The following is a 13396-nucleotide window of genomic DNA, read 5'->3' on the forward strand; positions in this document are numbered from 1 at the left end:
AGCCGCTTTTTAAATTTGATTAACACTCGACGGCACCGCCGCTCACCCTTTTTACACCACGTACCTTGACTATATCTTCAATCAGCTGCAACATCGCCCGGTCCTTCATCTTGGCTTCAATCATGAAATCCACGTCTTGTCCAAGTCCCTTGAGCACTTTAAAAAGGGGCATAATGAATTCCAAATCGATATAATCAGCATGCGAGCGAAACTCACCTGCCGATTTCGGGGATGAAATATGAATCTTTGGTACCGCCCCTGCCTGACTCCAAGTGGTGAACACCTCGGTGAGAAGCTCATTAAGAGGCTCAATTGAAAGGTTTGCGAGATGGTGGTGGTAATCAAAGACAAGTGGAATGCCTTCCTTCTTACATACACTCAGGGTTTCTGATGCTGTATAGGTTTTATCATCATTCTCCAAGGTCATTCTTTCCTTGACGTGGATAGGAAGCGATTTAAGGTTTTCATGAACCCTTACTATGGCGGAATCTTTGTCACCATAGGCTCCACCGACATGGATATTGATGAAAGAGGAGTCCGCAATGCCCATTGCATCAAGCATTTTATAATGGAACTCCATATCTTTTACGGCATTTTGTGTAATCTCGGGTTTAGGGCTGGTAAACAGCGTAAACTGATTGGGATGGAAGCTAATCCTCATCTTATGTGCAAAAACCCAATCTCCAAGCTGTTTCCACTCTCTTCTAAAAGGAGTGACGAAATCCCATTCTATTTCGGGATGCGTGGCTAAAGGAACAATTGAACTGGACATCCGGTATATTTCTATTTGGTGGGCCGTGTTATATTGAAGGACCCTTAAGGTATTTTCAATGTTCTGCTTAGTCACACTCAGCAGTTTTTCCATCCCTTTTTCCGTGCCAAGAGTGCTATATCGCTTGAAAGTAAGTGTCTTAGCTGGAGAAGCTCCCCATAAACAGGTTGCGTTGGATACAAATCCGAATCTTATTTTCATTATATTTTCTCCTTGAACAGCGGGATTTCAAAGAAAAGGAGAAAGGATGGAGGCCAGCGATTCTTTTGCTGATCGGACAACATTCATGGAGGAAAGCGCGTCTCCGCTTAATGGCGTGGATTCAGCTAGGTCCACCGCCAATTCCTTTTCTGCATCTGCTATAAATGTCCGGTCAAATACCAGACAATTGATTTCACTATTTAAAAAAAGGCTGCGTTTATCAAAGTTAGCCGTACCGATATCACAGATTGTATCATCAATAAGTATCACTTTAGAATGGTAGAATCCCCTTTGGAATTGCATGATTTCAGCCCCATCTTTTAATAGTACCCTGAAGTAGGGAAAGGAAGCTTCTTTGACAAGGGCATGGTCTGATTTTTCGGGTACGATGATCGTTACGGAAACATTGCGTGCAAGGGCCTCCCTTAATTCGTGAAATAGAGTTTCACTGGGAATGAAGTATGGAGTCCCGATGATTATTTTATTATTGGCTTGCTGAATCATGCGTGTTAAGGACTGTTCAAGATCACTTCCATTCGTGACAACAACCTGATGTGCCTGCGACCCGGGAGTCAATGTCGGAAAATAGGCAGGTGTTCCCCTGTGATCCTCGTTTGTATCATAGAACCAATCCGAGAGGAAGACTTCCTGCAGGTCCCTTACCCCCTCCCCGGTCATTTTCAAATGATAATCCCTCCAAGGGTTAAGCTTTTCCCCTTGGTTAATATACTCCTTACCGATATTAAAGCCCCCAAGATAGCCGATTTTGCCGTCTATCACCGTAATTTTTCGGTGATTTCTTTTTTGTATTGTATAGAAAAGGAAAGGAAGTTTCGGTTTAAAGCTAAAAGAAAAATGAACTCCGCTTTTAGTTAGCTCCTGAATGGTTTTACGGGAAATCTTTTTACTTCCAACCCAATCTACTAAAAGTCGCACTTCCACGCCCTCTTCCGCTTTTGATTGCAGTAAATTCAAAAAGTCCTTGCTGAATTTATCATTTTTCACAATATAAAAAAGGATATGGATGGAATGCTGAGCTCGCTTGACTTCTTTCATAAAATCATCAAACAGGATTTTCCCTGATGTGAATATAGTCATGTCACTGTTCCGTGGCGGATATTTAATGTTGGTTGCCTGCTTCATATAACGCTTATGCCCTAACTTAAGATCAACCCAGCACCAAGTGAAGATCAATAAAAATATAGAGGCAATCGTAGTGATTATCTTCAAAAAAAATCCCCCCTAAATGATTTCATTTAGTTTGGCTCAAATTCCCTGTTAGTAACCATTAAAAAGCGGAGAAAGGGACCTCATTTTTTTTTAGAATACAGAAGGGTAAATTAACGGAATTGTCGAACTATACAATAAGGTGTAGAAAAAGGTGTAGAAAAAGGTGTAGAAAAAGGTGTAGAAAAAGGTGTAGAAAAATCAAATATGTTTTAGAAAGAAAAAAGTTGACTGAATGCTCATTCATTATATAATGGAGTTAATCAAATTTCAGAAAAGTGCCAAATTTTCTATTTTTTTAAAATGGCTACCTTTTGGCATTTTATAATTACTCAGAGGGGGAAAGACTGCATGGAAATGAATGGCTTACTATGGATCAACTTAACTGCGTTTCTGATTGTAACCGCTTACGCCGCGGGTTTATTTATCTATTTGGTAAGGACTCGTATAGCTTATATAAAACTTGGCAAAAAAGTGGAATTCGATAACCGTGTGAAAGATCGTCTTGTGAAAATAGGGGTTTATGTATTTGGACAGAAGAAGCTCTTTAAAGATAAAAAAAGCGGAATCATACATGCCATGTTATTTTATGGCTTCATCTTAGTGCAATTTGGGGCGCTGGACTTCTTCATTAAAGGCTTAAAACCGGGATGGCATTTACCGTTTGGCCCTGTTTATCCGGCCTTTACTTTCTTCCAGGAAATTGTGACGCTTACTGTTCTTGTCGCAATCCTATGGGCGGCTTACCGTCGTTATGTTGAGAAGCTCGTTCGCTTGAAAAGGGGTTTCAAAGCAGGATTGGTTGTCATCTTCATTACCGGAATCATGATTACCGTGTTACTGGGGAATGGAATGGGAATGATCTGGCATGAACACGATGCAACTTGGTCAGAGCCAGTCGCATCAAGCATTGCTTTCCTTTTCGGCTGGATGGGAACAACAGCAGCAACAGTTGTTTTTTATGTAGCTTGGTGGCTGCATTTACTGATTATATTATCGTTCCTTGTTTATATCCCGCAATCTAAACATGCACACTTGATTGCCGGTCCGGTAAATGTATTCCTCAATCGGCTGGACAATCCGGGAAAATTGAAGCCGGTTGATTTGGAAGAAGAGGTTTTCGACAAAGAAGGCAATCAATATTACGGCGCCAAATATATCGAAGACTTGACGCAATATCAAATGGTGGACCTCTATGCCTGTGTGGAGTGCGGGCGTTGTACGAATATGTGCCCTGCAACTGGTACCGGTAAAATGCTTTCACCGATGGATATCATCATCAAGATGCGTGACCATTTAACAAATACAGGAGCTGCTGTTACAACGAAGCAGCCATGGGTGCCATCTTTTGTTTTTGGGAATACGAAGGGAAATAAGATAGCTCTAGCGAGTGCTGCACAGGGGACGCAGGAATCAGCTGCAGCGACCGAAGCATACAGTCCGAGCCTGATTGGCGAAGTCATTACGGAAGAAGAACTTTGGGCATGTACAACTTGCCGGAACTGTGAAGATCAATGCCCGGTAATGAATGAGCATGTCGACAAAATCATCGATATGCGCCGTTATCTGGTATTGACAGAGGGCAGGCTGGATCCAGATGCACAACGTGCCATGACGAATATCGAACGTCAAGGAAACCCGTGGGGTCTTAACCGTAAAGAGAGAGAAGATTGGAGAAGCCTTCGGGAAGATGTCAGCGTTCCTACCGTGAAGGAATTACAAAAGGCAGACGAGGAATTCGAATATTTATTCTGGGTAGGTTCAATGGGATCATACGATAACCGAAGCCAGAAGATTGCCCTTTCCTTTGCAAAATTAATGAATGAGGCGGGCGTCAAATTTGCAATCCTCGGAAATAAGGAGAAAAACTCAGGGGATACTCCTCGTCGATTGGGAAATGAGTTTGTTTTTCAGGAGCTTGCCATGAAAAATATAGAAGAATTCCAGAAGAATGAAATCAAGAAAATCGTAACGATCGATCCGCATGCATACAATATCTTTAAGAATGAGTATCCGGATTTTGGCTTGGAAGCTGAAGTGTATCACCATACTGAATTGTTAGCCAAACTTGTAAGTGAAGGCAGATTGGTGCCTCAGTATCCAGTGAATGAAACGATTACATTCCACGATTCCTGTTATTTGGGAAGGTACAACGAAGTATACAGTCCGCCTCGTGAAATTTTACAATCCATTGACGGTGTGAAACTTATTGAGATGGAGCGTAACCGTGAAAAAGGTATGTGCTGTGGAGCTGGAGGCGGTTTGATGTGGATGGAAGAGGAAACAGGAAACCGCATCAATGTGGCACGTACTGAACAAGCACTAGCCGTAAGTCCAACAGTGATCAGTTCCGGATGTCCTTATTGCCTGACTATGCTATCTGATGGGACGAAAGCAAAAGAAGTTGAGGAAAATGTTAAAACGTATGATGTAGCTGAACTGCTCGAAAAAGCGGTCATTGGTGAAAATAAATCGATTGCATCTTAATTTAAAACGGAATGCCTGCTTCTTCTATATGGAATGAACCAAATGGAAGCAGGCAATTTTCTAATATTTACAAACTAAATATTTTAATTTTTATGAAAATTATGTAAGATGATATTAAGCGCTTACAAAACAATTTTTTTTTAACTTCATATTGAGCGAGCGTTCAATCAATTTTTTTTAAAGGGGGAAATAATGATGGCAAAAACAGTGATTATTAGTGGTGTGAGAACACCTTTTGGTAAATTTGGCGGTGGCCTTAGCAGTTTGACAGCATCACAGCTTGGTGGAATAGCAATCAAAGAGGCACTTGATCGGGCAGGGGTTGAAGGCGGGCAAGTAGACGAGGTCATCATGGGGAATGTACTTCAAGCGGGCCAAGGCCAAATACCGTCACGACAGGCAGCACGTCATGCTGGAATGCCTTGGGAAGTAAAAACGGAAACCATTAATAAAGTATGCGCATCAGGGCTTCGCAGTGTTACATTGGCTGATCAGATCATTCGCTTAGGTGAAGAAGAAATCATTGTTGCCGGAGGAATGGAATCGATGAGCAATGCGCCTTATATTCTTCCGAAAGCAAGGTGGGGCCTAAGGATGGGGGATGCCCAACTTAAGGATACCATGATTTCGGATGGACTTAGTTGCAGCTTTACAGGCGTTCATATGGGCACTTACGGAAACAGTACTGCCGAAGATCTTGAAATCACCCGTGAGGAACAGGATAGCTGGGCTTACGAGAGTCATCAAAAAGCGATAAAAGCAATCGATGGCGGTATTCTTGCAGAAGAAATCATTGCCGTACAGGTGCCGGTGCGAAAAGGAGAACCAATTACCATCGAACATGATGAAGGCCCAAGAAAAGATACATCTGCCGGGAAGTTAGCTAAATTAGGTCCCGCTTTTAATAATGAGGGAACCATTACGGCAGGTAATGCACCAGGCGTCAATGATGGGGCAGGAGCACTCGTATTGATGAGTGAGGAGCGTGCGGAAAAAGAAGGGAAAACACCTTTTGCCTATATTGTAGCTCATGCAGAAGTGGCAGTGGAGGCAAAGGACTTCCCTAAAACACCAGGTTTGGTCATAAATGAAATCCTGAAGAAGGCAGGTAAATCGATAGAGGAGATTGATTTATTTGAAGTGAACGAAGCATTTGCAGCGGTTGCACTCGCCAGTGGGAAAATTGCCAACATCGAGCCTGGAAAAGTGAATGTTAACGGCGGTGCTGTAGCATTAGGTCACCCAATCGGGGCAAGTGGTGCCCGCATCATCATTACGCTGATGCATGAATTGAAACGCCGCGGAGGTGGATTGGGCATCGCAGCGATCTGTAGTGGAGGCGGGCAGGGAGATGCCATTTTAATCGAAGTGCCAAAGCAAGGATGATAGTTTCATAGATAAATGAGGAGGGGTTTTCATGAGCATTCAAAAAGTGATGGTCATTGGTGCGGGGCAGATGGGATCTGGCATCGCCCAGGTTTGTGCAATGAGCGGTTATGAAGTTCTTTTACACGATTTAAAAGAAGAATATGTAGAAAAGGGATTAGGGACAATTACCAAGAACCTTTCCCGTCAAGTAGAAAAAGGGAAAATGGAACCCGGGGATAAAGATGCGATCCTTTCCCGTTTGACTTCATCTACAGATTTAAAAAATGCAGCTGCTGTTGATTTAGTGATTGAAGCAGCGGTGGAAAATATGGAAATAAAAACAAAAATATTTGCCGAGTTGGATGAAATCACGCCACAACATGTCATTCTTGCATCCAATACTTCTTCACTTCCGATTACTGAGATAGCCGCTGCCACGAATAGGCCGGAAAAGGTAATTGGCATGCATTTTATGAACCCCGTTCCAGTCATGAAGCTGGTTGAGATCATCCGTGGCCTTGCTACATCGGATGAAGTTTATAAAGAGGTTGAAAAGATGGCTGAATCTTTGAACAAGGTACCGGTGGAAGTCAATGATTTTCCAGGTTTTGTAGCGAATCGGATTTTGATGCCGATGATCAATGAGGCCATCTATACACTTTATGAGGGTGTCGCTACTAAAGAGGCAATTGACGATGTAATGAAGTTGGGAATGAACCATCCCATGGGTCCGCTTACGCTAGCTGACTTCATTGGGCTCGATACATGCTTATACATAATGGAAACCCTTCACCAAGGGCTGGGAGACGATAAATACCGACCGTGTCCGCTGTTAAGGAAATATGTGAAAGCAGGGTGGCTTGGCAAGAAATCAGGACGTGGATTTTACGAATATAACCAATCATAGAAAGCATTTGCAGCTAGGGAGGAGTGAAGGAATGGATTTCAAGTTTACCGAAGAACAGGAAATGATGCGGAAGATGGTAAGCAATTTTGCAGAAAATGAGATTACACCTCATATCGAGACAATGGAAAGGGGAGTGTTTCCAAAAACGATCCTGCAAAAAATGGGTGGGCTTGGTTTGATGGGAATCCCTATTCCAGAAAAATACGGTGGCGCAGGTATGGATTTCATGTCGTATATCATCGCCATCAATGAGATTTCCAAAGTAAGTCCAACTCTTGGTGTCATACTGTCCGTTCATACTTCTGTTGGCACAAATCCAATCGTTTATTTTGGAACGGAAGAGCAGAAGCAAAGATATGTGCCTAAGTTAGCCGCTGGTGAATATCTGGGCGCCTTTTGCTTAACTGAGCAAAGCTCGGGTTCAGATGCCGCGAGCTTGAAGTCCAAGGCAGTGGCAGTAAAGGAAGACGGAGAATATCGAATAAATGGGTCCAAGGTTTTTATCACCAATGGCGGGGAAGCGGATGTGTTTATTGTTTTTGCTTCAACCGACCCTCAAAAGGGAAGCAAGGGAATCTCTGCTTTTATCGTAGAAAAAGGGACGCCAGGTTTAATCATCGGTAAAGATGAACGTAAAATGGGCCTTCATGGATCGAGCACCGTACAGGTGACGTTCGAGGATATGAAAGTGCCTGCTGCCAATCTCTTAGGCAAAGAAGGTGAAGGCTTTAAAATTGCAATGGCCAACTTGGATGCTGGAAGAATCGGCATTGCTTCTCAAGCTCTGGGAATTGCAGAAGGCGCCATGGAACATGCTGTCCAATATGCAAAAGACAGGGTTCAATTTGGCAAACCCATTGCAGCACAACAGGGGATTGGTTTCAAACTGTCCGAAATGGCAACAGGCATAGAAGCTTCAAGGCTACTGGTCTATCGGGCGGCGTATTTACGCTCAAATGGATTGAAGTGCGGTAAAGAAGCGGCCATGGCTAAGCTATTTGCTTCGAGGACGTCTGTCGAGGTGACGATAGAAGCAGTCCAAGTGTTCGGAGGCTACGGGTATACAACAGAATATCCGGTCGAGCGCTATTTCAGGGATGCAAAGGTAACCGAAATTTATGAGGGAACAAGTGAAATCCAGAGAATGGTCATCAGTAAGAGTCTATAAATACAAAAAAGACGGGGGACATGGTCATGCAATTTAAACTAACTGAAGAACATGAAATGATTAGAAAGATGGTACGCAACTTTGCTCAGAATGAAGTGGCTCCGACAGCTGCCGAGAGGGATGAAGAAGAACGATTTGACCGTGAGATTTTTGATAAAATGGCTGAACTTGGACTGACAGGGATTCCATGGCCAGAGGAATACGGCGGAATTGGAAGCGATTACTTAGCGTATTGCATTGCGATTGAGGAACTTTCCCGCGTTTGCGCTTCTACTGGAGTGACTCTATCAGCCCATACTTCGCTTGCAGGGTGGCCAATATATAAATTTGGTTCTGAAGAGCAAAAACAAAAATACCTTCGCCCGATGGCACTGGGGGAAAAAATCGGTGCATACGGCCTTACTGAACCTAGCTCGGGTTCAGACGCAGGCGGTATGAGAACGTCTGCAAAGCTTGTAGGTGATGAATATATTATCAGCGGTTCGAAAATCTTCATTACGAACGGCGGGATTGCTGATACATATGTCGTCTTTGCATTGACAGATCCTGAATCGAAACAAAAAGGAACGAGTGCCTTTATCATTGAAAAGGACTTCCCAGGTTTTAGCGTTGGCAAAAAAGAGAAGAAGCTGGGAATCCGTTCCTCGCCGACCACGGAAATCATCTTTGAAGAGTGCCGTGTGCCTAAAGAAAATCTTCTTGGAAATGAAGGAGAAGGCTTTAAAATTGCGATGATGACGCTTGATGGAGGCCGGAACGGAATTGCTGCCCAGGCCGTAGGCATAGCCCAGGGGGCATTGGATGCCGCAGTTGACTATGCAAAAGAGCGTGTCCAATTCGGCAAGCCAATTTCTGCACAGCAAGGAATCGGTTTTAAATTGGCGGATATGGCAACGGGTGTTGAGGCTTCCAGACTATTAACCTATCAAGCTGCCTGGTTGGAATCAGCGGGCCTGCCTTATGGAAAAGAGTCGGCCATGTCCAAACTTTTCGCTGGAGATACAGCGATGAAAGTGACTACAGAAGCCGTGCAGGTTTTCGGTGGTTATGGTTATACAAAAGATTACCCAGTAGAGCGGTATATGCGTGATGCGAAAATAACCCAGATCTACGAAGGTACACAGGAAATTCAAAAGCTGGTCATCTCACGGATGATTACTAAATAGTATTGAAATCGAGGTTTTCCGATGAGGCATCGTCCTTACCGGAATACCCTTTTCAATTTCTTCGAAAGTATGTCTTTGGTAATTAATTGATGGGCTTTCCAAAAGGGGTTTGAACATGGAAAAAAGAGAAGTTCTTGCATCGGTAAAGGATGAGCGGCTGGTTGAAAAAAGGCGTACACAAATGATTAAAGGGGCGGTGACCCTTTTTAAGGAAAAGGGATTTCATCGAACGACTACCAGGGAAATTGCCAAAGCCGCTGGCTTCAGTATTGGCACGTTATACGAGTATATCCGGACCAAGGAAGATATATTATATCTCGTCTGTGACTTTATCTACGATGAAGTCCAGGAAAAGCTTCAAAAAGAAATAGAACAGAGCGATGGGACACTTGAAAGTTTGAAGCTGACGATCGCTTACTTTTATAAAGTGATGGATGAAATGCAGGACGAAGTGCTGGTCATGTATCAGGAAGTGAAAGCTCTGACGAAAGATGCTTTACCTTATGTTCTGAACAAAGAAATCCGGATGGTGGGCATGTTCGAAAAGGTCATAACGAAGTGTGTCGAGAATGGGGAGCTATTGTTGACGGAAAAACAAATAAGCCTTGTTTCACATAACATTTTTGTTCAGGGACAGATGTGGAGTTTCAGAAGATGGGCTTTGCATAAAAATTACACGCTTCAAGAGTATGTTGAACTGCAGACGCAATTATTGATTCAAAATGTATCGCTTCAGAAAAGTCTCTGATATAAAAACGTTTCAATAAGGAGGAGCTAAATGAGTACAGTTGAGGTATATAAACCGAAGAATCATATCAGATTCGTTACAGCTTCGAGTTTATTTGATGGACATGATGCATCTATAAATATAATGAGGAGAATCCTTCAGTCCAGCGGGGCGGAAGTAATTCACTTAGGACATAATCGTTCGGTGGAGGAGATCGTGAATGCTGCCATCCAGGAAGATGTTCAGGGAATAGCCATGTCATCTTACCAAGGCGGTCATGTGGAATATTTTAAATATATGTATGACCTGCTGAAAGAAAAGGGGGCCGAGCACATTCGGATTTTTGCCGGAGGTGGCGGTGTCATCATCCCGAAGGAAATCAAAGAACTCCATGATTATGGGATTGCCCGCATCTTTTCTCCTGATGAAGGGCGGGAATATGGGCTTCAAGGCATGATAAATGTATTGATGGAGGAGTGTGATTTCTCGACTGTCAAACCATCTTTGCAGGAACGCTTTGATGAATTGATTGCAGGGGGAACAAATGCCATTGCCCAATTTATTACCTTTGCTGAAAATAGACTCGACGCTTCCAAGGAATCTGCGGCAGCGGTAGAGAGTCTTTTTGAGCAGATCAAGACTTCCGAAAAGAAGGTTCCTGTTCTTGGGATTACAGGGACGGGCGGCGCTGGAAAAAGTTCGTTGACTGATGAATTGATACGGAGGTTCATTAACGAAATTCCAGACGAGAAAGTCGCCATTCTATCTGTCGACCCGACCAAACAAAAAACAGGCGGTGCCTTGTTAGGTGACAGGATTAGAATGAATGCGATTTTTTCAGAGCGTGTTTATATGAGGAGCCTAGCCACGCGTCATTCAAAAAGTGAGTTGTCTTTGGCGATAAAAGATGCCATTTCAGTCGTGAAAGCAGCTGGCTTCGATCTAATCATCGTTGAAACGAGCGGAATTGGTCAGGGAGATGCAGAAATTGCCGAAATATGCGATGTATCCATGTATGTAATGACGAGTGAATTCGGTGCGCCTTCACAACTCGAAAAAATCGATATGATTGATTACGCAGACTTGATAGTCATTAACAAATATGAGCGTAAAGGCTCCGAGGATGCAAAAAACCAAGTTCAAAAACAATATCAAAGAAGCCGTACGCTTTTTGATCAAGATCCATCGGAAATGCCGGTATACGGTACAATAGCTTCCCAATTCAATGACCCAGGAACAAATGCATTATTCGCAGCACTGATTGAAAAGCTTAATGAAAAATCAGGGACGGGTTGGATTACTGCCTTTTCGAAAGAAGCGGATGTTTATAAGCAAAATGTCATCATTCCAACCGATCGCCGTTATTATTTACGTGAAATCAGTGATACGGTCAGATCGTATCATAAACGTGCGGCTGAACAAGTACGCATTGCCCGTAGGCTTTTCCAGCTTGAAGGAGCTATTGAAGCAGTTAAGGAAAATGATAATAACGAAGGCATTGTGGCCTCTTTAGAAAATTTAAAAAATGAAACCGCCTCAAATTTATCCCCTGAATCTAAAAAAATCCTTTCTGGATGGATGGATTTAAAAGAAAAGTATGCAGGGGAGCAGTTTGTAACGAGAGTCAGGGATAAGGAAATTGTCACAAAGCTGAAAACTAAAAGTTTATCAGGCTTAATGATTCCGAGAGTATCATTGCCTAAATATGTTGATTATGGAGAAATCTTAGGATGGGTATTCCGTGAGAACGTTCCCGGCTTCTTTCCTTACACAGCGGGAGTCTTTCCATTCAAGCGTGAAGGAGAAGACCCGAAGCGGCAGTTTGCCGGTGAAGGATCGCCCGACCGAACCAACAGGCGTTTTCATTATTTGTCAAAGGATGATAATGCTAAACGGCTAAGTACGGCTTTCGATTCTGTAACTTTATATGGCGAGGATCCTGATCATCGGCCTGATATCTATGGAAAGGTAGGGGAAAGCGGAGTCAGTATCTGTACGTTGGATGACATGAAAAAGCTTTATGCAGGCTTTGACCTTTGTCACCCCTCAACCTCTGTTTCCATGACCATCAATGGACCGGCACCGATCATTTTGGCCATGTATATGAATACGGCAGTCGACCAGCAGATTCAACGGAAAGAAGAAGAGCTAGGCCGCCCCCTTACGGATGCCGAAGCTGAAGAAGTGCAGGCTTATACTCTTCAAACGGTACGCGGAACCGTTCAAGCAGATATTCTGAAAGAGGACCAAGGCCAGAATACTTGCATCTTCTCTACGGAATTTGCCTTAAGGTTAATGGGGGATATTCAAGCATATTTCATTGATCGGAAAGTCAGGAACTACTACTCTGTATCTATTTCTGGCTATCACATTGCTGAAGCGGGTGCCAATCCCATTTCACAGCTGGCTTTTACATTAGCGAATGGCTTTACTTACATCGAATATTATTTAAGTCGCGGAATGAATATTGATGACTTTGCCCCGAATTTGTCGTTCTTCTTCTCAAATGGGCTCGACCCGGAATATACGGTTATCGGAAGGGTGGCAAGAAGGATCTGGGCGACCGTCATGCGGGATAAATATGGTGCGAATGACCGTAGCCAGAAGCTGAAATACCATATACAGACTTCAGGGCGCTCCCTTCATGCGCAAGAAATTGATTTTAATGATATTAGAACGACACTGCAGGCTTTAATGGCACTACAGGACAACTGTAACTCGCTGCATACTAATGCGTACGATGAAGCCATCACGACGCCTACTGAAGAATCCGTACGGCGGGCAATGGCCATACAAATGATCATTACAAAGGAGCATGGGCTTTCAAAAAATGAAAACCCGATGCAAGGTGCCTTTATCGTTGAGGAATTGACGGATCTGGTTGAAGAAGCTGTACTGCAAGAGTTCGATCGGATCAATGATCGAGGCGGAGTGTTGGGTGCTATGGAGACACAGTATCAGCGCGGGAAAATCCAGGATGAATCCATGCATTACGAAATGAAAAAGCATACGGGCGAATTGCCGATCATTGGGGTCAATACGTATTTGAACCCCAACCCTCCTTCCGAGGAAGCTGTGAACAGCATGGAAATTGCCCGTGCAACAAAGGAAGAAAAAGAAGGGCAAATCACAAATCTCTGGGCATTCCAGGAAAGAAATAAGGAGTTCACGGATGAAGCGCTAACTAAACTGAAATTGGCAGCCATGAATGGGGAAAATATCTTTGCTGAACTCATGAACTGTGTGAGAGTGGCCAGTCTTGGCCAGATAACCAGGGCACTATATGATGTAGGCGGTCAGTATCGAAGAAATATGTAGAGTAAGAAGTGGGCTCCGATTTTTAGGGGCCCCTTTTTTAAATAATTTCCGTCTT

9 protein-coding genes are annotated in these 13396 nt (G+C 43.4%); 7 read left to right on the plus strand and 2 right to left on the minus strand.

Features of this window, described 5'->3' with window-relative positions; all coding sequences use genetic code 11:
- Window positions 1-19: 19 nt before the first annotated feature.
- Entirely contained in the window at window positions 20-973 is a 954-nt protein-coding gene (uvsE, locus tag ACQKKK_RS06245; RefSeq protein ID WP_427614911.1) for a UV DNA damage repair endonuclease UvsE, read from the minus strand.
- A 27-nt stretch (window positions 974-1000) separates the two neighbouring features.
- Complete coding sequence (gene cls, locus ACQKKK_RS06250; RefSeq protein ID WP_427614913.1) at window positions 1001-2203, minus strand: cardiolipin synthase; 1203 nt, start codon at window positions 2201-2203, stop codon at window positions 1001-1003.
- A gap of 354 nt (window positions 2204-2557) precedes the next feature.
- On the opposite strand from cls, the gene ACQKKK_RS06255 reads away from it, so the two are divergent.
- The 7 genes from ACQKKK_RS06255 (at window position 2558) to icmF (ending at window position 13341) form a co-directional block, all read left to right on the plus strand.
- Window positions 2558-4687, plus strand: coding sequence for a (Fe-S)-binding protein (locus ACQKKK_RS06255; protein WP_427615293.1), 2130 nt, complete (start codon window positions 2558-2560; stop codon window positions 4685-4687).
- A gap of 195 nt (window positions 4688-4882) precedes the next feature.
- Window positions 4883-6073 (plus strand): acetyl-CoA C-acetyltransferase, encoded by a 1191-nt coding sequence (locus tag ACQKKK_RS06260; protein ID WP_427615294.1) that lies wholly within the window; start codon window positions 4883-4885, stop codon window positions 6071-6073.
- 31 nt (window positions 6074-6104) lie between these two features.
- Window positions 6105-6962, plus strand: coding sequence for a 3-hydroxybutyryl-CoA dehydrogenase (locus ACQKKK_RS06265; RefSeq protein ID WP_427614915.1), 858 nt, complete (start codon window positions 6105-6107; stop codon window positions 6960-6962).
- A 31-nt stretch (window positions 6963-6993) separates the two neighbouring features.
- On the plus strand, window positions 6994-8130 hold the full coding sequence (locus tag ACQKKK_RS06270; RefSeq protein WP_427614917.1) for an acyl-CoA dehydrogenase: 1137 nt from the start codon (window positions 6994-6996) through the stop codon (window positions 8128-8130).
- A 26-nt stretch (window positions 8131-8156) separates the two neighbouring features.
- Window positions 8157-9296: an acyl-CoA dehydrogenase gene (locus ACQKKK_RS06275; protein ID WP_427614918.1), complete on the plus strand. Its 1140-nt coding sequence runs from the start codon at window positions 8157-8159 to the stop codon at window positions 9294-9296.
- A 115-nt stretch (window positions 9297-9411) separates the two neighbouring features.
- The gene (locus tag ACQKKK_RS06280; RefSeq protein WP_061465749.1) at window positions 9412-10044 is read left to right on the plus strand and encodes a TetR/AcrR family transcriptional regulator; all 633 of its coding nucleotides are present in this window, start codon (window positions 9412-9414) and stop codon (window positions 10042-10044) included.
- A 30-nt stretch (window positions 10045-10074) separates the two neighbouring features.
- Window positions 10075-13341: a fused isobutyryl-CoA mutase/GTPase IcmF gene (gene icmF / locus ACQKKK_RS06285; RefSeq protein WP_427614920.1), complete on the plus strand. Its 3267-nt coding sequence runs from the start codon at window positions 10075-10077 to the stop codon at window positions 13339-13341.
- Window positions 13342-13396 lie beyond the last annotated feature (55 nt).

The sequence above is a fragment of the Peribacillus sp. NPDC006672 genome, from assembly GCF_050274955.1.
In the GTDB taxonomy this organism is placed as follows: domain Bacteria; phylum Bacillota; class Bacilli; order Bacillales; family DSM-1321; genus Peribacillus.

What these genes read in the sequence shown, in the direction of transcription:
- ACQKKK_RS06255 (WP_427615293.1), top strand. Translation starts at nt 2,558, where the DNA reads ATGAATGGCTTACTATGGATCAACTTAACTGCGTTTCTGATTGTAACC.
- icmF (WP_427614920.1), top strand. Translation starts at nt 10,075, where the DNA reads ATGAGTACAGTTGAGGTATATAAACCGAAGAATCATATCAGATTCGTT.
- ACQKKK_RS06260 (WP_427615294.1), top strand. Translation starts at nt 4,883, where the DNA reads ATGGCAAAAACAGTGATTATTAGTGGTGTGAGAACACCTTTTGGTAAA.
- ACQKKK_RS06265 (WP_427614915.1), top strand. Translation starts at nt 6,105, where the DNA reads ATGAGCATTCAAAAAGTGATGGTCATTGGTGCGGGGCAGATGGGATCT.
- ACQKKK_RS06275 (WP_427614918.1), top strand. Translation starts at nt 8,157, where the DNA reads ATGCAATTTAAACTAACTGAAGAACATGAAATGATTAGAAAGATGGTA.
- uvsE (WP_427614911.1), bottom strand. Translation starts at nt 973, where the DNA reads ATGAAAATAAGATTCGGATTTGTATCCAACGCAACCTGTTTATGGGGA.
- ACQKKK_RS06280 (WP_061465749.1), top strand. Translation starts at nt 9,412, where the DNA reads ATGGAAAAAAGAGAAGTTCTTGCATCGGTAAAGGATGAGCGGCTGGTT.
- ACQKKK_RS06270 (WP_427614917.1), top strand. Translation starts at nt 6,994, where the DNA reads ATGGATTTCAAGTTTACCGAAGAACAGGAAATGATGCGGAAGATGGTA.